Annotated in this window: 22 protein-coding genes and 1 tRNA gene; 9 read left to right on the plus strand and 14 right to left on the minus strand. The window is 69.5% G+C overall.

Annotated elements, in window-relative coordinates:
• The coding region (locus K206_RS0100295; protein ID WP_020200407.1) for a CoA transferase at positions 1-401 on the minus strand (401 nt) is incomplete at its 3' end.
• A gap of 43 nt (positions 402-444) precedes the next feature.
• Entirely contained in the window at positions 445-1,251 is an 807-nt protein-coding gene (locus K206_RS0100300; protein WP_020200408.1) for a citryl-CoA lyase, read from the minus strand.
• Positions 1,252-1,422: 171 nt separating this feature from the next.
• On the opposite strand from K206_RS0100300, the gene K206_RS0100305 reads away from it, so the two are divergent.
• On the plus strand, positions 1,423-2,319 hold the full coding sequence (locus K206_RS0100305; protein WP_020200409.1) for a LysR substrate-binding domain-containing protein: 897 nt from the start codon (positions 1,423-1,425) through the stop codon (positions 2,317-2,319).
• Between the two features lie 27 nt (positions 2,320-2,346).
• Here the strand turns inward: K206_RS0100305 and K206_RS0100310 are convergent, their stop codons facing one another.
• From K206_RS0100310 to K206_RS0100325, 4 genes are all read right to left on the minus strand, one after another.
• Positions 2,347-3,327: a tripartite tricarboxylate transporter substrate binding protein gene (locus K206_RS0100310; protein WP_020200410.1), complete on the minus strand. Its 981-nt coding sequence runs from the start codon at positions 3,325-3,327 to the stop codon at positions 2,347-2,349.
• A gap of 140 nt (positions 3,328-3,467) precedes the next feature.
• Positions 3,468-4,301, minus strand: a complete 834-nt coding sequence (locus K206_RS0100315; protein ID WP_020200411.1) for an enoyl-CoA hydratase-related protein — start codon at positions 4,299-4,301, stop codon at positions 3,468-3,470.
• A gap of 17 nt (positions 4,302-4,318) precedes the next feature.
• Positions 4,319-5,614 carry a CaiB/BaiF CoA-transferase family protein gene (locus K206_RS0100320; protein ID WP_020200412.1) on the minus strand — a complete coding sequence of 432 codons (1,296 nt, stop codon included), beginning with the start codon at positions 5,612-5,614 and terminating at the stop codon, positions 4,319-4,321.
• Positions 5,615-5,740: 126 nt separating this feature from the next.
• The gene (locus K206_RS0100325) at positions 5,741-6,754 is read right to left on the minus strand and encodes a LysR substrate-binding domain-containing protein (RefSeq protein WP_020200413.1); all 1,014 of its coding nucleotides are present in this window, start codon (positions 6,752-6,754) and stop codon (positions 5,741-5,743) included.
• Between the two features lie 201 nt (positions 6,755-6,955).
• Between K206_RS0100325 and K206_RS0100330 the strand changes: the two genes are divergently transcribed.
• The 5 genes from K206_RS0100330 to K206_RS0100350 are packed head-to-tail and all read left to right on the plus strand — an operon-like array spanning position 6,956 to position 11,935.
• Positions 6,956-8,650, plus strand: a complete 1,695-nt coding sequence (locus K206_RS0100330; RefSeq protein WP_052165761.1) for an MFS transporter — start codon at positions 6,956-6,958, stop codon at positions 8,648-8,650.
• A gap of 25 nt (positions 8,651-8,675) precedes the next feature.
• Positions 8,676-9,509, plus strand: coding sequence for an alpha/beta fold hydrolase (locus tag K206_RS0100335; protein ID WP_020200415.1), 834 nt, complete (start codon positions 8,676-8,678; stop codon positions 9,507-9,509).
• 5 nt (positions 9,510-9,514) lie between these two features.
• Positions 9,515-10,288: a short-chain dehydrogenase/reductase gene (locus tag K206_RS0100340; RefSeq protein ID WP_020200416.1), complete on the plus strand. Its 774-nt coding sequence runs from the start codon at positions 9,515-9,517 to the stop codon at positions 10,286-10,288.
• A 50-nt stretch (positions 10,289-10,338) separates the two neighbouring features.
• Positions 10,339-11,493: an iron-containing alcohol dehydrogenase gene (locus tag K206_RS0100345; RefSeq protein WP_020200417.1), complete on the plus strand. Its 1,155-nt coding sequence runs from the start codon at positions 10,339-10,341 to the stop codon at positions 11,491-11,493.
• A gap of 10 nt (positions 11,494-11,503) precedes the next feature.
• Positions 11,504-11,935: a thioesterase family protein gene (locus K206_RS0100350; protein WP_020200418.1), complete on the plus strand. Its 432-nt coding sequence runs from the start codon at positions 11,504-11,506 to the stop codon at positions 11,933-11,935.
• Between the two features lie 72 nt (positions 11,936-12,007).
• On the opposite strand, the gene K206_RS0100355 is transcribed toward K206_RS0100350, so the two are convergent.
• The 5 genes from K206_RS0100355 to K206_RS0100375 form a co-directional block, all read right to left on the minus strand.
• The gene (locus K206_RS0100355; RefSeq protein WP_029043053.1) at positions 12,008-12,784 is read right to left on the minus strand and encodes an amino acid ABC transporter ATP-binding protein; all 777 of its coding nucleotides are present in this window, start codon (positions 12,782-12,784) and stop codon (positions 12,008-12,010) included.
• A 3-nt stretch (positions 12,785-12,787) separates the two neighbouring features.
• The gene (locus K206_RS0100360; RefSeq protein ID WP_020200420.1) at positions 12,788-13,435 is read right to left on the minus strand and encodes an amino acid ABC transporter permease; all 648 of its coding nucleotides are present in this window, start codon (positions 13,433-13,435) and stop codon (positions 12,788-12,790) included.
• Complete coding sequence (locus K206_RS0100365) at positions 13,432-14,085, minus strand: amino acid ABC transporter permease (RefSeq protein WP_029043054.1); 654 nt, start codon at positions 14,083-14,085, stop codon at positions 13,432-13,434. The genes K206_RS0100360 and K206_RS0100365 overlap by 4 nt, the downstream gene beginning before the upstream one ends.
• A gap of 94 nt (positions 14,086-14,179) precedes the next feature.
• Positions 14,180-15,010: a transporter substrate-binding domain-containing protein gene (locus K206_RS0100370; protein ID WP_020200422.1), complete on the minus strand. Its 831-nt coding sequence runs from the start codon at positions 15,008-15,010 to the stop codon at positions 14,180-14,182.
• A gap of 59 nt (positions 15,011-15,069) precedes the next feature.
• Positions 15,070-15,480: a RidA family protein gene (locus K206_RS0100375; RefSeq protein ID WP_043364924.1), complete on the minus strand. Its 411-nt coding sequence runs from the start codon at positions 15,478-15,480 to the stop codon at positions 15,070-15,072.
• 171 nt (positions 15,481-15,651) lie between these two features.
• On the opposite strand from K206_RS0100375, the gene K206_RS37230 reads away from it, so the two are divergent.
• Positions 15,652-17,055: a PLP-dependent aminotransferase family protein gene (locus K206_RS37230; RefSeq protein ID WP_231401515.1), complete on the plus strand. Its 1,404-nt coding sequence runs from the start codon at positions 15,652-15,654 to the stop codon at positions 17,053-17,055.
• Between the two features lie 160 nt (positions 17,056-17,215).
• On the opposite strand, the gene K206_RS0100385 is transcribed toward K206_RS37230, so the two are convergent.
• The gene (locus tag K206_RS0100385; protein ID WP_020200424.1) at positions 17,216-17,566 is read right to left on the minus strand and encodes a BrnA antitoxin family protein; all 351 of its coding nucleotides are present in this window, start codon (positions 17,564-17,566) and stop codon (positions 17,216-17,218) included.
• Positions 17,550-17,819, minus strand: coding sequence for a BrnT family toxin (locus tag K206_RS0100390; protein ID WP_020200425.1), 270 nt, complete (start codon positions 17,817-17,819; stop codon positions 17,550-17,552). Before K206_RS0100390 ends, K206_RS0100385 begins: the two co-directional genes overlap by 17 nt.
• A 48-nt stretch (positions 17,820-17,867) precedes the next feature.
• On the opposite strand from K206_RS0100390, the gene K206_RS42495 reads away from it, so the two are divergent.
• Positions 17,868-18,122, plus strand: coding sequence for a hypothetical protein (locus K206_RS42495; protein ID WP_155887892.1), 255 nt, complete (start codon positions 17,868-17,870; stop codon positions 18,120-18,122).
• A 71-nt stretch (positions 18,123-18,193) separates the two neighbouring features.
• Here the strand turns inward: K206_RS42495 and K206_RS0100395 are convergent.
• Positions 18,194-18,269: transfer RNA gene (locus K206_RS0100395), tRNA-Arg, on the minus strand.
• Between the two features lie 379 nt (positions 18,270-18,648).
• On the opposite strand from K206_RS0100395, the gene K206_RS0100400 reads away from it, so the two are divergent.
• A partial coding sequence (locus tag K206_RS0100400; RefSeq protein ID WP_020200426.1) for a cytochrome c5 family protein occupies positions 18,649-19,165 on the plus strand: 517 nt, incomplete at its 3' end.

Below are 19,165 nucleotides of genomic sequence, written 5' to 3' on the forward strand. Positions count from 1 at the left end.
GGGCGCGCGGCGGCCGGGCCGGTCGCGCCGAAGCCGCTGATGGCGCAGTAGATCAGGCGCGGGTTGAGCGCGCGCAGCCGTTCCTCGCCGGCGCCCAGGCGCTCGGCCGCGCCGGGGCGGAAGTTCTGGATGTAGACGTCGGCCTCGCGCACGAGGTCGTCGAACACGGCCAGGTCCTCGGCGTTCTTGGTGTTGAGCGTGATGCTGCGCTTGTTGCGGTTGTAGGTCTGGAAATGCGGGCTGTACAGGCCGCCCTTGAACGCGCGGAACGGGTCGCCCGTGTCCGGCTGCTCCAGCTTGATGACGTCGGCGCCGAGGTCGCCCAGCAGCATGCCGGCGGCGGGCCCGGTGATGAACGTGCCTTGCTCCAGGACTTTCACGCCCTGCAGAACCTTGATCATGGATGCTCCTTGCTCACGCTGATGTGCCGCTGCATGTGCGCGTTCACGCGCGCGGATCGAAACCCGCCGGCGCGGCGCCCGTGTAGACCACCTCGCGCGTGGCCTGGTACGACAGCGCGAAGCCGATCGACTGGCGCAGCTCCTCGCTGAGATGGGCGATCAGCCCGCCGGTGCGCGCCAGGATCGGCACGCCCTTGAGCGCGTTGAGCGGGAAGCCCACGCCGAGCAGCACGGCGGGAATCGCCGCCGAGACGTTGAGGCTCAGGTCCTTGCCGACGATGCCCGGGATCGCCGCCTCGACCGCCTCGGCGATGTCGATGTAGGTCAGGTCCGCGCCGGCCTCGCGCGCCACCGCGAACAGCGCCGCCACGCGCGGGTCGCGCGCCTTGTGCAGCGGATGGCCGTAGCCGGGAATCGCGCGGCGCGCCTCGCGCCAGGCCGACACCACCGCGGCGGCGGCCTGCGCCTTCGCCTCCCCGCCGGCGATGCGCGCGCGCACTTCCTCGAGCAGGTGGCCGGCGCTCTCGGACGCGCCGAGGATGACCGAGCCGCAGCCGAGGATGCCCGCCGCCACCGCGCCCTGCAGCGCGTCGGGCGCGGCCGCCAGCGTCATGCGGCTGGCCTGCACGCTCGGCACCAGGCCATGCTCGGCGATGGCCACCAGCGTGGCGTCGACCACCTTGAGCGCGGCCGCGCCGGGCCGGCGGCCGGTGACGAGGAAGTAGAAGTATTCGGTGAAGCTGAGCTTGCCGATCAGGTCCTGGCACAGGTCCGCGCCGCGCACCACGATGGTCTCGGTGTTGGACGTGCTGATGCCGGTCTGCGGGATGGTTTCCTTGCCGATCTTCATGGTTGCGCTGTCTCCGTAGCTGGAATGGGCCGGGCGCGTGGCCGGGCCTCGTGTCGTGTATGGGCAGTCTATGGGCGGCGCGTCACAGATGGAAATGATGAATATCGATCCAAATGATCGATGGCATCTATGTAGAATGCGGCGCATGTCCCGCACTGATGGTGGAATGCCGTGGAACTCCGACACCTGCGCTACTTCGAGGCGCTCGCCGAGACGCTCAATTTCACGCGCGCGGCCGAGCGCATGCACGTTACGCAGTCGACGCTGTCGCACCAGATCCGGCAGCTGGAAGAAGAAGTGGGCCAGCCGCTGTTCGACCGCGCCGGCAAGCGCGTGTCGATCACCGAGGCCGGCGAGACGCTGCTGCTCCACATCGGCCCGGCGCTGCGGCAGGTGGACCATGCCATCCACGCCGTGCGCGGCGGCGAGGAGCCGCTGGTGGGCGAGGTCCGCATCGGCGCCACGCACAGCTTCAACATCCAGCTCATCCCGCAGTGCGTGGCGTCGTTTCTGAACCGCTATCCGGCCGTGCGCGTCATCGTGGAGGAGCTCAGCGCCGCCGACATCACGCGGCGCATCGTCGCCGGCGAGCTGGACCTGGGCGTGTCGTACCGGCCCGAGCAGAGCGAGGCGCTATGGTTCGAGCCGCTGTACAACGAGGAACTGAAGCTGGTGGTCGGCGAGCGCCACCCGCTGGCGGGCCGCCGGCGCGCGCGCATGGTGGAGCTGCACGGCATGCGCATGGTGCTGCTGCCGGCGTATTTCGCCACGCGGCAACTGCTCGACGAGTGCTTTCGCGCGGCCGGGGCCGAGCCGCTGGTCATCGCCGAGCTCAACTCGATCGCGCCGATGCTGGAACTGGTGCGGCAGACCGACCTCGCCGCCGTGATCGGCGAAAGCGCCGACTCCGGCAACGAGCGCCTGCGCTTCATCCCGCTGGAAAGCCCCACGCCGCACCGCACGCCGGGCCTGCTGTGGAAGCGCGGCGCGCAGCGCGCCACGCCGGTGCGGTTCTTCGCCACCGCGGTGCGGCGCGCGGTGGCGCGGCTGGAGGGCGAGCGGGGCTGACGGCGCAGCCCCGGCCCGCACCCGGTCTCAGTCGATCTTCGCCCCGCTCTGCGCGATCAGCTCGACGTCGAGCTTGCCTTCGTGCGCGGCGAACGCCTTGAACTCGGCCGGGGAGCGCGAGGGCGCGGCTTCCTCGCCGCGGCCGGCCAGCTGCTTTTGCAGCGCGGGCTCGATCAGCACCCTGGCCGAGGCGGCGAACAGGCGGTCCACGACGGCCTGCGGCGTGCCGGCCGGCGCGAACAGGCCGTACCAGTTGGAGAGGCTGTAGCCGGGCACGCCGGCTTCGGCGATGGTCGGGTAGCTCGGCATCACCGCCGAGCGCTTCGCCGAGGTGACGGCGAGCGGCACCACCTTGCCGGCATCGATCATCGGCTGCACCGAGGCCGGCGTGGCGAAGCTGACCTGCGCGTCGCCGGCGGCCACCGCCTGCGCGGACTGCGCGCCGCCCTTGTACGGGACGTGGGTCATGGTGACGCCGGCGAGCCGGGTGAAGTGCACGCCGGCGAGGTGCGTGATGACGCCGTTGCCGGACGACGAGTAGTTCAGCGAGCCCGGCTGCTGCTTCGCCTTCTGCACGAGCTCGGCGACGTTGCGGATGCCCGCGGTCTTGCCCGCCACCAGCAGCAGCGGCGCGGTGGTCAGCTGCGTGACCGGGATGAAGTCCGCCGGCGTGTAGCGCAGCTTCTTGTACAGCGCGTTGTCGCCGCCCATCAGGCTGGCGCCGCCGATGTACAGCGTGTAGCCGTCGGGCGGCGACTTGGCCGCGAAGTCGGCGGCGATGGTGGTGCCGGCGCCCGGGCGGTTGTCGATCAGCACGGGCTGCTTCAGCTCCTTGGCGAGCGCGTCGCCGTAGATGCGCGCGATGGTGTCGGCCGCGCCGCCGGGCGGAAAGCCGATGACGATGCGCAGCGGCCGGGACGGATAGGCGTCCTGGGCCGCCGCGGTGCCGGCGACGCCGGCGATGCTGAATGCGGCGGCGGCAAGCAGCCGGCTTGTGTGGCAAAGCATGATGTCTCCTCTTGGTTTTTATGTCTTGCGATGCGCCGCCTCGGGCAGCGCGTACCGCGAACGCGCGGGCGGCTCATGCCCGCGCGCGTCACCGCATGTCGCCGCGCGCCGCCACGCAGGCGAACGCGCGGGCGGCACGTCTAGCGCCCGCGGAACGCGGGCCGCCGCTTCTCGGCAAAGGCCTGCCGCCCTTGCGCGTAGTCCTCGCTCGCCGCGGCGCCGTCGACCAGCGCCTGCACGGCGGCGTCCGTCATCGGGCCGTCGCCCGAGGCCAGGCTGTTGAGGATCGCCTTGGCGCCGCTGATCGACAGCGGCGCGTTGTCGGCCAGCACCGCGGCGGCCTGCCGGGTGCTGGCGAGGGCGTCTCCGGCGATGGCGTCGACGAGGCCGATGCGGTAGGCGTCGGCGGCGTCGAGCCGCTCGCCCGAGAACAGGATGTGCTTGGCGTTGGCCAGCCCGACCAGGTGGAACAGGCGGCGCGTGCCCTTGATGCCGTAGACGATGGACAGGCGCGCCGCGGGAATCGCGAACTGCGCGGCGGGCACCGCGTGGCGGAAATCGCACGCCATCGCCACGTTGACGGCGCCGCCCATGCAGAAGCCGTTGATGGCGGCGATGGTCGGCTTCGATACCGCCTCGATGGCGTCGCAGCAACCGTCCACGGCCTGCTCGTAGTCGGCCACCTGATGCTCGTTGGCGCGCACGGTGGCGAACTCGGCGATGTCGGCGCCGGCGCAGAAGCTGGCGCCGGTGCCGGTCAGCGCGATCACGCGCACGTCGTCGCGCGCGTCGAGTCCGGTCATGGCGCGGCCGAGCGCGCGCCACATCGCCAGCGTGAGCGAGTTGCGCTTCTCGGCGCGATCGATGGCGACGATGGCGAGGCCGTCCTCGATCGTCAGCCGGAGGTGCGGATGGGGCCGCGGCAGTTCGGCGGCGCGCGGGGCGGCAGTTGCGGTTGCGGTTGCGGTGTGCATGCTGGTCTCCGTCGTCGTCAAAGGGCTGCCGCCTCGGCCGGCGAGGGCGCGCCGGCGGGGGCGGGCTCGCCTGCCTGGAACACCGCGCCGCTGGCCACCAGCCGCGCGATCTCCGCGTCGGAGAAATGGAAGTCGCGCAGCACCGCCGCGGTGTCCTGGCCCACGCGCGGCGGCGCGCCGGCGGCGATGTTCGTGGTGCCGTTGAACAGGATCGGCAGGCCGAGCGCGCGCGTGGTGCCGCCATCGGGCGCGTCCACGTCCACCACCATGCGCACCGCGCGCGACTGCTCGTGCTCGAGCGCCTGCCCGACGTCCTGCACCGGACCGGCGGGAATGGCGGCGGCGTCGAAGCGCTCGAGCCAGGTGGCGAGCGTCCCGGTGGCGAGCACGGCCTCGATCAGCGTGGCGAGCGTCTTGCGGTTGGCCAGGCGCAGGTCGGGCGTGTCGAAGCGCGCGTCGTCCTTCCATTCGGGGTGGCCGAGGATGTCGGCGATGCGCTCCCAGTTGGCCTGGTTGGCGCCGCCGATGGCCACGCGCCCGTCCTGGCAGCGGTAGACCTGGTACGGCGCGATCAGCGGATGCGCGGTGCCCGACGGCTTGGGGACGATGCCGCGCGAGAAATAGCCGGCGGCGTACCAGTAGAGCTGCTGCATCGACGCCTGCAGCAGCGAGGTGTCCACGCGCTGGCCCTTGCCGGTGCGCAGGCGGTGGATGTAGGCGGCGAGGATGCCGACCGCCGCCAGCACGCCGGCGTTGACGTCGGCGATGGAGACGCCGGGCTTGACCGGCTCGCCGCCGTCCTCGCCGGTGACGCTGATGAGGCCGCTGAACGCCTGCAGGATCAGGTCGAAGCCGCCCTTCTTGGCGAGCGGGCCCTCGCGGCCGTAGCCGGTGATGGAGCAGTAGATCAGCGCCGGATTCACTTCGCGCAGCACCTCGTAGCCGAGCCCGAGGCGCTCCATCACGCCCAGCCGGAAGTTCTCGGTGAGCACGTCGGCCTGCGCCACCATGCGCAGCAGCGCGGCCTTGCCTTGCTCGGACTTGACGTTGATGCCGATCGAGCGCTTGCCGCGGTTGAGCATCATGAACGAGGGCGGCAGGCCGCTGTCGCCTTCGCGGCGGTAGTTGCGCGCGTCGTCGCCGCCCGGGAATTTCTCGACCTTGTAGACCTCGGCGCCCATGTCCGCCAGCATCAGCCCGCAGGTCGGCCCCGCCATGATCTGGGACAGCTCAAGGACCTTGACGCCCCGCAGCGGCTGCTCGAATGCCTCGCCGGCGTGGTCCGCCGCGTGCGCGTGGTTCGCTTCGTTCATCTCCACCTTCCTCGTTCATTTGCGATGGCCGGCTCGGGCACGGATGCCGGCGGCCTCTGGTACGCACCAGTATAAGAACGCCGTCGCTCGCAAAAAAATATGGAATGTGGATGGGTCGATAGGAAATTACGATGGATGCGCCGCCGGCGAATCCGCTGCCGGCGCATCCGCCGCCGATGAGCGCGGTGCCGGCGGACGCGCCGTCAGCGGCGAGCCCGGCAGCGCCTGCGTGCCCTTCCACGCACCCGAGGCCAGCAGCCGGCCCACGATGGCGATCACGGTGGCGCGCACCACCTCGGCCGCGCGGCTCAGCGGCAGCACGTCCGACACGCACAGCGAGATCTCGCGGTCCAGCCGGTAGCCGGAGATCGGCAGCGTGGCGATGCGCGTCTGGCGCGACACCTCGTCCGAGAGCGCCGACCACGGCAGCACGGTCCATCCCAGGTCGGCCGCGACCAGGCGGATCAGCATGTCGGTGGCGCTGATCTCGCTGACCAGGCGGTACTTCAGGCGCTTCTGCAGCAGCGCGGCGTCCACGCGCTGGCGGATCGTGCTCGGCGCGCTCGGCAGGATCAGCGGGCTGTCGGCGAGCTCCCGGAGCTTGAGCGCCTGCCGCTCGCCGGCGGCGGCCTGCGGCAGCACGGCGTAGAGCGCCTCGGTGAACAGCGGCGTGATCTGCGCGCCGCGCCGGGGCTGGGCGTCCACGGTGACGGCGATGTCCAGCTTGCCGGCGGCGACGAGGTCGACCAGCTCCGCGCTGGGCCGCTCCACGATCTCCAGCAGGATCGCGCCGTTGGCGAGGATCTCGCGCAGCAGCGGCTCGGCCAGCATCTTGCCGGTGCTGCCGGGAATGCCGATGGCGGTGCGGCCGGTCGGATGCAGCGCCTCCTGCGACACCGCCTGACGCACGTCTTCCTGCTGCCGCAGCAGCGACTTGGCGTAGCCGTACAGCACTTCGCCGGGGCTGGTCAGGCGCGCGCCGTAGACGCCGCGGTCGAGCAGCCGCGTGCCGAACTCCGCCTCCAGGTTGGCGATCTGCTGGCTCAGCGCGGGCTGGGCGATGCACAGCACCTCGGAGGCGCGCGTCATGTTGCCCAGCTCGGCGATCTTGACGAAGTATTTCAACTGCTTGAATTCCATCCCGCGCTTGCCCTCCCGATCCGCCGCCGCGCCCGCCGGCGGCGGGGCATTCGATAAGAATAAGCGATGGAGCAATACCGATTCAATATTTTTACTCGATTGAAGTCCTCCCTATACTTGATGCCACAAAAAGGGAGCCTTGCCAAAGAGGCGACGCCCGGCGCGAGCGCGCGGCCGGCCGATATTCGACGGAGACAAACGATGACTGCAAGACTGGATAGCGCCCTCGCCGCGGCGCCGCCCCTGCTCGCCCCGGGAGGCTCGCAGCGGCGCGTGATCCTGGCCTCGTCCCTCGGGACCATGTTCGAGTGGTACGACTTCTTCCTGGCCGGCTCCCTCGCGGTGCAGATCTCGGCCAACATCTTTTCCGGCGTCAACCCGACCGCGGCGTTCATCTTCACGCTGCTGAGCTTCGCCGCGGGCTTCGCGGTGCGCCCGTTCGGCGCGCTGGTGTTCGGGCGCGTCGGCGACCTCGTCGGGCGCAAGTACACCTTCATGATGACCATCGCGCTGATGGGCGTGGCCACCTTCGCCATCGGGCTGCTGCCGGGCTACGGCAGCATCGGCATCGCTGCGCCGATCCTGTTCGTCGCCATGCGCATGCTGCAGGGCCTGGCGCTCGGCGGCGAGTACGGCGGCGCCGTGGTGTACGTGGCCGAGCACGCGGGCAACCACGAGCGCGGCGGCAAGACCGCGTGGATCCAGGCCACCGCCGCGCTGGGCCTGCTGCTGTCGCTGGCCGTCATCCTGCCCACGCGCTATTTCCTCGGCGAGGAAAGCTTCACGGCGTGGGGCTGGCGCGTGCCGTTCCTGGTCTCGCTGCTGCTGTTGCTGGTGTCGCTGCGCATCCGCATGAAGCTGCACGAGTCGCCGGAGTTCGAGCACATGAAGCGCGAAGGCACCACCTCCAAGGCGCCGATCTCCGAGGCGTTCGGGCAGTGGCGCAACCTGCGGCTGGTGCTGCTGGCGCTGTTCGGCATCGTCATGGGGCAGGCGGTGGTCTGGTACGCCAGCCAGTTCTACACCATGTTCTTCCTCACCCAGACGCTGAAGGTGGACGGCGGCACCGCCAACCTGCTCATCATCGTCGCCACCATCGTGACCACGCCGTTCTACGTGATCTTCGGCAAGCTGTCGGACCACATCGGGCGCAAGCCGGTGTTCCTGGCCGGCTGCCTGCTGGCGGCGCTGTTCTTCTTCCCGCTGTTCAAGGCGCTGACCCACTACGCCAACCCGGCGCTGGAGCGCTCGCAGCAGTCGGCGCCGATCGCGGTGCAGGCCGACCCGGCGCAATGCAGCTTCCAGTTCAACCCGGCTGGCACCTCGGAGTTCAAGAGCTCGTGCGACATCGCCCGCGCCGCCATCGCCAAGGCCGGGCTCAACTACATGTCCGAGACGCTGCCGGCCGGGCAGCCCGCGCGCATCGTGGTGGGCCGCACCACCATCGAGAGCTTCGAGGGCGGCGGCCCGGACGCCGCGGCCCGCACCAAGGCGCTCAACGCCGCGGTCGGCGCGGCGCTCAGCGCGAACGGCTACCACGTCGGCCCGGCCGACCCGGCCCAGATCAACAAGCCGATGACGGTGCTGGTGCTGATCACGCTGATGCTGTTCGGCACCATGACCTACGGCCCGATCGCGGCGATGCTGGTGGAGCTGTTCCCGTCGCGCATCCGCTACACCGCGATGTCGCTGCCGTACCACATCGGCATCGGCTGGTTCGGCGGCTTCCTGCCGGCCACCACCTTCGCGATTTCCGCCGCGGTCGGCGACATCTACGCGGGCCTCTGGTACCCGGTTGCGCTGGCCGTGGCATGCTTCGTCATCTGCGCGGTGTTCGTGCGGGAAAGCAAGGGTGTCAACATCTATTCGGCGGGCGAGCAGCGCGCGGCGCGCTGACGCCGGCCCTTACATCGAGGCCATCATGCAGTTTGCACAATCCAGCGGCGCCAGGCTCTACGTCGAGTCCACCGGCACCGGCACGCCGATCGTCTTCGTCCACGAGTTCGCCGGCGACTACCGCAACTGGGACGACCAGGTCCGCTTCTTCGGCCGGCACTTCCGCTGCGTCACGTTCAACGCGCGCGGCTATCCGCCGTCCGAGGTGCCCGGTGACGTGGCGCAATACAGCCAGGCGCTCGCGGTCGAGGACATCGCCAGCGTGCTGCGCTGGGCCGGCGTGGAGAACGCGCACATCGTCGGCGTGTCGATGGGCGGCTACGCGACGCTCAATTTCGGCCTGACCCATCCCGGCATGGCGCGCTCGCTCACCATCGTCGGCGCCGGCCACGGCTCCGATCCCGAGCGCCACGCGCAGTTCCTGCGCGACAGCGGCGAGCTGGCCGAGCGGCTGGTCGGCCTGGGCATGGAAGAAGGCATCGTGCACTACGCCAACAGCACCATCCGGCGCCGCTTCAAGGAGAAGGACCCGCGCGGCTTCGCCAGCTTCAACCGCCAGTTCGCCGAGCATTCGGCGCTGGGCTCGTCGCTGACCACGCGCGGCTGCCAGATGCGCCGGCCCACCATCTACGAGCTCGGCGAGCGCATGGCGCAGCTCGACGTTCCCACGCTGATCGTCACCGGCGACGACGACGAGCCGTGCATCGCGCCGTCCCTGTTCATGAAGCGCACGATTCCCGACGCGCGCCTGTGGATCGTGCCGCGCACCACGCACGCGGTCAATCTCGAGGAGCCCGAGGCCTTCAACCGGGTGGTGTTCGACTTCATCGCGGCGGTCGACCGCGAGCGCCAGGAGTAACGGAAATGGACCTGCATCTCAACGGAAAATCGGTGCTCGTCACCGGCGGCACGCGCGGCATCGGGCTGGCCTGCGCCAGGGCCTTCGCCGGCGAAGGCGCGCACGTCACCATCGCGGGCAGCACGCAGGCCTCCGCCGACAAGGCGCAGCTCTTGCTGCGCGGCGAGGGCATCGAAGTGCAGGCGCTGTGCGCCGACCTGTCGCGCGCGCACGAGCGCCAGGCGCTGGCCGAACGGCTGCGCGGCCTGGACATCCTCGTCAACAACGCCGGCGCCATTCCCGGCGGCGGGCTGACCGCGCTGAGCGACGAGCAGTGGCGCAGCGCGTGGGACCTCAAGGTGCACGGCTACATCGACACCACGCGCCTGGCGCTGCCGGAAATGATGGCGCGCGGCGCGGGCGTCATCGTCAACGTGATCGGCATCGCGGCGGAAATGCCGCGCTACGACTACCTGTGCGGCGCGGCCGGCAATGCCGCGCTGTCCACCTTCACGCGCGCGGTCGGCGCGCACGCCACCACGCGCGGCGTGCGCGTGCTCGGCGTCAACCCGGGGCCCACCGAGACCGACCGGCTGGTCAAGCTCTACAAGGCGCGCGCGCTGCAGAAGTTCGGCGACGAATCGCGCTGGGAGGAAATGCTGGGGCACCTGCCGTTCGGGCGCGCCGCGCGGCCCGAGGAGATCGCCGACCTGGTGATCTACCTGGCCTCGGACCGCGCCTCCTACCTGAGCGGCGTCGTCATCGATGCCGACGGCGGCGCGCAGTACATGAGCGCCTGAACGCGCAGCCGAGCCGCCACGCCACGCAATCCCGCATCCGGAGTCGACCCATGAGCAGTTTTGTCTTCCAGACCGCGCCGCAGATCGTCTGCGCGCAGGGCGCGGCCCTGCGCCTGCACGAGCTCGCGCAATCGTTCGGCGCGAAGCACGTCTTCTTCGTCACCGACCGCGGCGTGCTCGACGCCGGCATCGCAACCGGGCCGCTCGCCGCGCTGCGGCGCGCCGACATCCAGGCCACGGTCTTCTCCGACGTGCAGGCCGACCCGCCCGAGGCCGTCGTGCTGCAGGCGGCCGAGGCCGCGCGCGCCGCCGGCGCCGACATGGTGATCGGCTTCGGCGGCGGCAGCTCGATGGACACCGCCAAGCTGGTGGCGCTGCTGGCGCGCACGCCGCAGCAGCTCGGCGCGATCTACGGCATCGGCCTCGCCGCCGGGCCGCGCCTGCCGCTGATCCAGGTGCCGACCACGGCCGGCACCGGCTCCGAAGTCACGCCGATCTCGATCGTCACCACGCCCACCTCGGAAAAGAAAGGCGTGGTCACGCCGCTGCTGCTGCCCGACGCCGCGGTGCTCGACAGCCTGCTCACGCTCGGCGTGCCGCCCGCGGTCACGGCCATGACCGGCGTCGACGCGATGGTGCACGCGATCGAAGCGTTCACCAGCCGCCACAAGAAGAACGCCATCTCCGACGCGCTCGCGGTCAAGGCGCTGCAGCTGCTGTACGGCAACCTGCGCGAGGTGGCGGGAGAGGCCGCCGGCGCGGACGCGCGCGAACGCATGCTGCTGGGCTCCATGCTCGCCGGCATGGCCTTCGCCAACGCGCCGGTGGCCGCCGTGCACGCGCTGGCCTATCCGCTCGGCGGCCACTATCACCTGCCGCACGGCCTGAGCAATTCGCTGATGCTCACCGCGGTCCTGCGCTTCAACCTCTCCCACGCCACCGCCGAGTACGCCGCGCTGGGCCGCGCCATCCTGCCGGCGCTGGCCACCGCGCCCGACGCCGAAGCCGCCGAACGCTTCGTGCAGGCCATCACCGACATCACCGCCGGGATGCCCTACGCGCAGTCGCTGCGCGCCGCCGGCATCCCCCGGGACGCCCTGCCCCGACTCGCCGGCGACGCGATGAAGCAGCAGCGCCTGCTGGTCAACAACCCGCGCGACGTCACGCACGACGACGCGCTGCGCCTGTACGAAGCCGCCTTCTGAAGAGACCGCCATGCGCGACGAAGTCCGGGAGAATTTCCCGCGCCTCACCCCCGTCACCACCCGCTGGATGGACAACGACGCCTACGGTCACGTCAACAACGTGACCTACTACAGCTACTTCGACACGGCGGTCAACAAGTACCTGATCGACGGCGGCGCGCTCGACATCCACGCGGACAAGATCGTCGGCCTGGTGGCCGAGACCGGCTGCGCGTACTTCCGCTCGATCGCGTTTCCGGACGCGCTGGAAGTGGGGATCCGGGTCAGCCGCATCGGCACGTCGAGCGTGCGCTACGAGGTCGCCATCTTCCGCGAGGGGGACGAGCGCGTCTGCGCGGCGGGGCATTTCGTCCACGTCTACGTGGATCGCGCAACGGGCCGGCCGGTGGCGGTGCCCGAGCAAACGCGGGCGCTGCTCGAGGCGCTGCGGTGGCCGCGCTGAAAGCGGGGAAAGCGGGGAAAGCGGAAAGCGCGCCCGGCCGCGCCGGCCGCCGGTGTCATTCCCGCCGCGGGCTCAACGATTGAACCGCGCGAGGAATTTCTGCGCGCGCTCGGTTTTCGGATGCCCGAAGAAATCATCGGGGCGCCCGGTCTCCACCAGCTTGCCGCCATCGAGAAAGATCACCTCGTTGGCCACGTCGCGCGCGAATCCCATTTCGTGCGTGACCACCAGCATGGTCAGCCCCCGGGCGGCGAGGTCGCGCATGACGCCGAGCACCTCGCCGACCATTTCGGGATCGAGCGCGCTGGTGGGCTCGTCGAACAGCAGCACCTCGGGGCGGATGGCCAGCGCGCGGGCAATCGCGACGCGCTGCTTCTGCCCGCCCGACAGCTGATGCGGATAGGCCTCCGCCTTGCTGGCCAGGCCGACCGTCTCCAGCAAGGCCAGCGCCTCGGCCCGCACCTCGGCGCGCGGCCGGCCGTGCACGTGGACCGGGGCCTCCATCACGTTGCCGAGCACGGTCATGTGCGGCCACAGCGCGAAGTTCTGGAACACGGTGCCGATGCGGCCGCGGGCGGCAGCCAGTTCCTTGCGGGACAGCGGCCGCGACGCCGCCCCCTCGCCGGTGCGCCCCATCGGCGCGCCGCCCACGCGGATCGTGCCGCGCCCCGGCACTTCGAGCCAGTTGACGCAACGCAGCAGCGTGGACTTGCCCGAGCCGCTCGGGCCCAGCAGGCAGGTCGTCGTGCCCTTGGGCACATCGAAACTGATGTCGCGCAGGATCTCGACCCCGTCGTAGTCCTTGCACAATCCTCGCACCGCGATGGCCGCGGGTACGCTGTCTTCCATGAATCACCTCATACGGAGTTTGCCCAGCCGGCCCACCAGCCGGTCGGTCAGCAGCGACATCAGCCAGTACAGCAGCATCGCGAACAGGAACGGGGCGAAGGGCGAGAAATAGTTGGCGCTGACGAAGTTGGCCGCGAAGGTGATTTCCTGCACCGTGATGATCATCAGCAGCGCGCTGTCCTTGATGACCATCACCGACTGGTTGACCAGGACCGGCGCGGCGATCGCGAACAGTTGCGGAAAGACGATGCGCGTATAGCGCTTGTAGCGCGGGAAGCCGAACGCGTCCGCCGCGACCAGCGTGTCCTGTGGAACGCAGAGCGCGGCCGAGCGCAGGATCTCGATGAAGTAGGCGGTGTGGTAGACCACCAGCGAAGACAGCCCCGCCCAGAATGCTTCCGGGCGGATTCCGACCGCGGGCAGCCCGTAATAGACCACGTAGGCAAGCAGCAGGAACGGCACGCACCGCATGACGTCGAGCAGCAGCCGCGCAGCGCGCGCGAAGCCGGCCGCGCTCTCCTGCAGCGCGACGTGCGCCAGCGTGGCCAGCGGCAGGCTGATGGCCAGGCACAGCCCCACGAGCAGCAGCGATACGCCGGCTCCCGACAGGAAGACGTCGCGCGTCTCCCAGATGGCGTTCAGGCTATTCATGAGCCGGCATATCCGTAACGTTGGTCCACGCGGCGCTCCAGCACGCGCTGCAGTTGCACCAGGAGCGCGATGATCACGGTGTAGAGCACGGTGGCCGCCAGGAACGGCGGCAGCGGATCGTAGGTCTGGGCGCCGATGCGGCTGGCCGCGCGCGTGATGTCCACGATGCCGATGACGGACACGGCCGGCGTGATCTTCAGCAGCAGGGTCATCTCGCTCACCAGCGGCCCCAGGCTCACGCGCCACAGCTGCGGCAGCACGATGCGCCTGAAGCTCTGCCCGCGCGAGAAGCCGAAGGCCGCCGCCGCCTCGAGCTGGTCACGGGGAATCGTGGCCAGCGCCGCGCGCCAGATCTCGCAGTTGAACGCGGTGGTGTTCAAGCTCAGCGTCAGCGCCGCCGCGGCCATCGGCGGCAGCTCCAGCCCGACCGCGGGAAGCAGGAAGAACACCAGCAGGCAGAGCGTCACCACCGGCGTGGGACGCATCAGGCTGACGTAGCCGGCAATCAGCCCGTCGATGACGGGCAGCCGGCGCCACCGCAGCAGCGCCAGCATCAGTCCCAGCGGGATGCCGGCGGCGATTGCGATGAGCGCCAGCAGCAGCGTGGTGCCGGCGCCCTGCAGCAAGGTAAGTAGGGATGTCGTCGTCATGGCGTCCTCGGCATGCCCGGGCGGCGCGGCCGGCGGCCGCGCGAGTCACCGGCATGCCACTCGCATGCCGCCCGCACGTCGCCCGCATGTCGCGTTATTGCCCGGCCAGCGGCGAGACCGGCAGCGACTCGAAGGTCATGCCGAGCCATTTGCGCTGCAGCGCGTACAGGGAGCCGTCCGCGCGCGCCTTGGCGAGGAACTGGTTGAGATAGTTCAGCAGCGTGGTGTTGCCCTTGGTGACCGCCCATGCGGCGTAGGTGGGCGTGCCCACCGCGGAGCCCAGCTTGAAGCGGTCCGGATGCTCCTTGATCAGGCTGGCCAGGTTCGGCGCGCCGTTGATGACGTAGTCGACCCGGCCATTGGCCAGGTCCTGGTAGGCCTCGGGGAACGAGGCGTACTGCACGACCTTGCCCAGGCTGCCGCCGCTGGCCGCCAGCAGCTTGCGCAGATTGTCGAGCGCGGCGAACGAGCCGCCGCCGGCCTGCACGCCCACGGTCTTGCCGGCCAGGTCGGCCACGGACTTGATGCGGGTTTCCTGCGCGCGCACCACGTAGTACTGCGTCGCTTCGGCGATCGGCATGGCGAAGTCGAGGCTCTTGGCGCGCTCCGGGGTGACGACGACCGCGGTCAGCGCGACGTCGTACTTGCCGGTCGTCACGCCGGGGAGCAGGCCCGACCACGGCATGATGTTCTGCTCGATCTTGAATCCCGCGGACTTGCGCAGTTGTTCGAGCAGCGCGTGATCGAGCCCGAGCGGCTTGCCGTCCTCCACGTACTCGAAAGGCCGGTAGTCGTCTTCGGTGGCGACGGTCATCACGCCCTTCGCCTGGATCTGCTCCAGCGTGGCCGCGTGCGCGGCGCCGGTTCCGACAGTCAGTGCGGCGCACGCCGTGGCAGCCGCTGCGAGCCAATGTTTGAACGTCATGGTCTTTCCTTGCAATCAGAGTTGAACAGCCATCAGGGATCGGGGATCGGGGATCAGGGTCAAAGCGCCGCCGCCGGGCGGCGGCAGACGAAATCGATTTCCACCAGGGCGTCGTATGCGAGCCCGGTCACGCCGACACAGGTGCGCGCGGGCAGGCGCCCCGGTTCGAAGAAGGTCCGGTAGGTCTCGTTGAAGGCCGCGTAGTCCTCCTTGAAGCGCGTCAGGTAGGCGCGCGCCACGAGCACGTCCGCGAAGGTCAGCCCCAGCCCGGCCAGCACCACGCGCAGGTTGGCCATGACGTTGCGCGTCTGCGCCTCGATGCCTTCGGGCAGGATGCCCGGCGCGCCCGGCCGGTCGGGCATCTGGCCCGTCACGAAGACCAGGCCGTCGCTCTCGGTGGCGTGGCTGAAGGGGGCGACCGGCGTCGGCCCGCCGGCGATCATGTGACAGGTAATTCGGCTATCGGACATCGGCATGCTTCGTGATTGGAAACGACAGCCTGTATCGCAACGCGTGTGCCAGCCGGGGATCAGTACAATTTGTATTAAAATCGCAGCTTGATGTCGTACAAATTGTGTGTGACACAAAAAATGTGCGCACAAGATCAGTGCGATTTGTGCTGATTTTTTGGGAGGATTCGCATGGATCAGAACAATGATTGGTACAATTCGAAGCCGGCTCCCGGACACCGGCCGCCGTGGATGGTGGCCATCGGCATCGCGCGCGGCCCGCGCTACCTCGCGATCGCGCAAGGCGTGCGCAATGCCCTGACGACGGGCGCCCTCAAGGCCGGCGACCGCCTGCCGCCGCAGCGCGAATTCGCGCGGCTGCTCGGACTGAACCTCGGCACCGTGACGCGCGCCTTCGACGAGCTGCGCAGCATGGGATTCATCAAGGGCGAAGTCGGGCGCGGCACCTATCTCACGCTGCCCTCCTCCACCGACGCGCCCGCGTCGCTGTGGGATCATTCGCAGCCGCACGGCTTCATCGATCTCTCGCACAACTTCCCCGAGCACGCGCCCGGCATGGCCGGCGCGCATGCGGTGCTGTCGACGCTGCTGCCATACGATGCGCAGCGCATGCTGGCCACGCAGGTCGACGCGGGTTACGCGCAGCATCGGACGGCCGCCGCCGCGTGGCTCGACAGGCGCGGCGTCTTCGCGACCGCGGACAACGTCATCGTCACGTGCGGCGCGCAGCACGGACTGCTGCTCTCGCTGGGCGCGCTCACGCGCCCCGGCGACATCGTGCTCACCGAAGAACTGACCTACTACGGGCTGAAGTCCGCGGCGACAATGCTGGGGCGCTCGCTCGTCGGCGTGCGCATGGATGCCGAAGGGCTGCTGCCCGACGCGCTCGACACCGCCATCCAGCGTTCCGGCGCCAGGGTCCTGTTCTGCTGCCCGACGCTGCACAACCCTACCACCGCCACCATGAGCGCGGCGCGCCGCCGGGACATCGCCGAGGTCTGCCGCCGGCGCGATATCGTCATCGTCGAGGACGACGTCTATGGCTGGATGCCCAACGACCCCGAACTGCCGCTGGCCAGCTACGCGCCCGAGCGCACGGTGTACGTCACCGGCCTGTCCAAGCTGGTCGGCCCCGGCCTGCGCATCGGCTTCGTCGCGGCGCCCGCCGAGCACGTGCGCGCGCTTGGCGTCGCGCTGCGCGCCACGACGCTCATGGCATCGCCGCTGAACGCCGCCGTGGCGATGAACGTCCTTGCCGCTGACAACATGGACCGCATCGTCGACGAGATACGGCGCGAAACCCACGCCCGGCAAGCCATCGTCGCGTCATGCCTGCCCGCCTCCGCGGTAGTGACCCGGCCGGGCGCGTTCTACTTCGGGCTGCGCGTCGGCACGCACTGGACCGGCCAGACCTTCGCGCGGGCGGCCGAAAGCGCGGGCATCGGCGTGACCCCCTATGACGTCTTCGAAGGCACACCGATGACGGGCGGCGCGCTGGTGCGGGTATGCCACAACGCGGCGCCGGATCAGGAAACGCTGCGGCGGGCGCTGATGGGGTTGTCTGGGTTGTTGTAGCGTGGGGGGCGCCGGGAACCTCGTCGAAAGGCGGAGTCTTGACCTCACGCCGGGGGAAGCCCAGTCCGGGCACGGTACGGTTCGCCCCCCGGGTGCCCGGGAAGGCATGCAGCCGGCCCGGGGCGCCGCTACGGGAATCGGCCGGCAGGAACGCGGCCAGTCAGCCTCGCGGCAGCATCCGATGGGACTTCGCGTAGGCGCGCAGCGCATCGTTGATGCGCGTCTGCCAGCCGTCGCCGGTCGCCTTGAAGGCTTCCACCACATCGCGGTCGGCCCGCATGTTGAGCGTCACTTTGCGCTGGTCCGCAGGCAATGCCGGCCGGCCGCGTGGCTTGAGCAGCGCCTTGGCCGCCGTCTCGCCGACCAGCTCGGGCAGCGCCTCGCGCGCCGGGCGCATCCGCGCCAGTTGCGCATCCGTGAGCGGCGGGTTGTCCCGGTCCGACTCCGCGGCCCGGGTCAGGGCGCGGTCTTCGTCATCGGCGGGGATGTGGATCTTACGCTTCGTCGACATATTTCAGTACCTCGCGGCGGTTGGCTTTGCGCAGGCTGATGACGCGCATCGCCTCGCCCCGCATCGTGAACACCAGCACATGAACACGTTCGCCAATCAGGCCGGTGGCGATAAAGCGCGCCTCGCCGTAGGGGAAGCGATCATCGTCCTGCACCGTGGCCGTGTCCATCTCGAATGATTCGGCCTCCGCCAGCGACATGCCGTGCTTGGCCCGGTTGATCTCGTCTTTGGCGGAGTCGAATTCAATTCGCATGCAATTATTGTAGTGGCATCAAATCCAGCACGCGAGGATTTTTTGCCTATGCAAAATATCGCTGATGCCGGGCATGTCGGCCGGTCCTGCGGCGGTTTCACCCCGCTGCGCGCGAAGACCTCCACCGCCTTCGCCGCATCGCCGAAGTTGCGCTGGCATGACCTGCGGCATATCTGCGCAAACTCGCATGTGTGGTGCGGCAAGTCGCCGCAGGTACCCCGGGAATCAGGAGGCTGGAAAACGATGGAGATGGCGCAACGCCATGCGCAGCTGTCACTTGGCGCAGTGAATAAGCAGCGCTGAAGCTGGCCGAAATTCAGCCGCCGCCGAGCGCCAGGGCAGAACGGGAAAATGCGGGAAACCGTTGTGATAATTGGTGCGCCCGGCTGGGATCGAACCAGCAACCCCTGCCTTCGGAGGGCAGTACTCTATCCATTGAGCTACGGGCGCGGAGGGTATGACGCTGGCAGCGCGCGAATGGCGCCGCCGGAAAGTCGCATAGCATACAGCGTTTGCCTCGCAGCGTCCATTGCCGGCGCCTTTTCGGTGGCGCGGCTACGTTTCTCTCAAGCCGCTTTTGCCTCGATTCTGCAGGTCTTTGCGGATATAATCGCCAGTTATTTGTGTAAAAACGGGGCTACGCGGCGTCCACATGGAGTCAGGGACGGCGCAGGCTGGCTCCGCCTGCCGGCGCGCTTCAGGGCTGACAGGGAATGGATAACGGTCCGATGCGCGCCACTGGCCGGGAGGTTCGGTCACCGGGCAAGCGGCCTGACAAGGCAGCCGATCGCGAGCTGCTACGGGTTTCCTGCAAAATCGAGAGTTCAGCATGAGCGACGTCCAAAACGAGCACGAAGAACACGAGTCTCCCATCAAGACCCCCAAGCAGTTGATCGCAGTGGTGATCGCGGCCTTCCTGGTGCCGATCATCGTGATCATCCTGCTGGTCAATTTCGTCGGACATGGCTCCAAGGAAGGCGCGGGCGCTTCCACCACCGTCGAAGCCGTCAATGACCGCATCAAGCCGGTCGCTTCTCTCGAACTGAAGGATCCCAACGCGCCGCGCGTCTTCAAGACGGGCGAGCAGGTCTACAAGGAAGTGTGCGCCGCGTGCCACGCCACCGGGGCCGCGGGCGCGCCGAAGTACAGCAACGCGGGCGACTGGGCGCCGCGCATCGGCCAGGGTTTCGAGGGCCTGCTGAATTCCGTGCTGCACGGCAAGGGCGCCATGCAGCCGCGCGCCGGCACCACGCCGGACGATTATTCCGACTACGAGCTCGGCCGCGCGGTGGTCTACATGGCCGACGCCGGCGGCGCCAAGTTCCCCGAGCCGGCAGCACCGGCCG

It is taken from the genome of Cupriavidus sp. WS (assembly GCF_000395345.1).
In the GTDB taxonomy this organism is placed as follows: Bacteria; Pseudomonadota; Gammaproteobacteria; order Burkholderiales; family Burkholderiaceae; genus Cupriavidus; species Cupriavidus basilensis_B.

Excerpts from the sequence above, each read along its gene's own strand:
- K206_RS0100300 (WP_020200408.1), bottom strand. The coding sequence starts at position 1,251 with ATGAAGATCGGCAAGGAAACCATCCCGCAGACCGGCATCAGCACGTCC.
- K206_RS0100310 (WP_020200410.1), bottom strand. The coding sequence starts at position 3,327 with ATGCTTTGCCACACAAGCCGGCTGCTTGCCGCCGCCGCATTCAGCATC.
- K206_RS0100315 (WP_020200411.1), bottom strand. The coding sequence starts at position 4,301 with ATGCACACCGCAACCGCAACCGCAACTGCCGCCCCGCGCGCCGCCGAA.
- K206_RS0100320 (WP_020200412.1), bottom strand. The coding sequence starts at position 5,614 with ATGAACGAAGCGAACCACGCGCACGCGGCGGACCACGCCGGCGAGGCA.
- K206_RS0100325 (WP_020200413.1), bottom strand. The coding sequence starts at position 6,754 with ATGGAATTCAAGCAGTTGAAATACTTCGTCAAGATCGCCGAGCTGGGC.
- K206_RS0100330 (WP_052165761.1), top strand. The coding sequence starts at position 6,956 with ATGACTGCAAGACTGGATAGCGCCCTCGCCGCGGCGCCGCCCCTGCTC.
- K206_RS0100335 (WP_020200415.1), top strand. The coding sequence starts at position 8,676 with ATGCAGTTTGCACAATCCAGCGGCGCCAGGCTCTACGTCGAGTCCACC.
- K206_RS0100340 (WP_020200416.1), top strand. The coding sequence starts at position 9,515 with ATGGACCTGCATCTCAACGGAAAATCGGTGCTCGTCACCGGCGGCACG.
- K206_RS0100345 (WP_020200417.1), top strand. The coding sequence starts at position 10,339 with ATGAGCAGTTTTGTCTTCCAGACCGCGCCGCAGATCGTCTGCGCGCAG.
- K206_RS0100350 (WP_020200418.1), top strand. The coding sequence starts at position 11,504 with ATGCGCGACGAAGTCCGGGAGAATTTCCCGCGCCTCACCCCCGTCACC.
- K206_RS0100355 (WP_029043053.1), bottom strand. The coding sequence starts at position 12,784 with ATGGAAGACAGCGTACCCGCGGCCATCGCGGTGCGAGGATTGTGCAAG.
- K206_RS0100360 (WP_020200420.1), bottom strand. The coding sequence starts at position 13,435 with ATGAATAGCCTGAACGCCATCTGGGAGACGCGCGACGTCTTCCTGTCG.
- K206_RS0100365 (WP_029043054.1), bottom strand. The coding sequence starts at position 14,085 with ATGACGACGACATCCCTACTTACCTTGCTGCAGGGCGCCGGCACCACG.
- K206_RS0100370 (WP_020200422.1), bottom strand. The coding sequence starts at position 15,010 with ATGACGTTCAAACATTGGCTCGCAGCGGCTGCCACGGCGTGCGCCGCA.
- K206_RS0100375 (WP_043364924.1), bottom strand. The coding sequence starts at position 15,480 with ATGTCCGATAGCCGAATTACCTGTCACATGATCGCCGGCGGGCCGACG.
- K206_RS37230 (WP_231401515.1), top strand. The coding sequence starts at position 15,652 with ATGGATCAGAACAATGATTGGTACAATTCGAAGCCGGCTCCCGGACAC.
- K206_RS0100385 (WP_020200424.1), bottom strand. The coding sequence starts at position 17,566 with ATGTCGACGAAGCGTAAGATCCACATCCCCGCCGATGACGAAGACCGC.
- K206_RS0100390 (WP_020200425.1), bottom strand. The coding sequence starts at position 17,819 with ATGCGAATTGAATTCGACTCCGCCAAAGACGAGATCAACCGGGCCAAG.
- K206_RS42495 (WP_155887892.1), top strand. The coding sequence starts at position 17,868 with ATGCAAAATATCGCTGATGCCGGGCATGTCGGCCGGTCCTGCGGCGGT.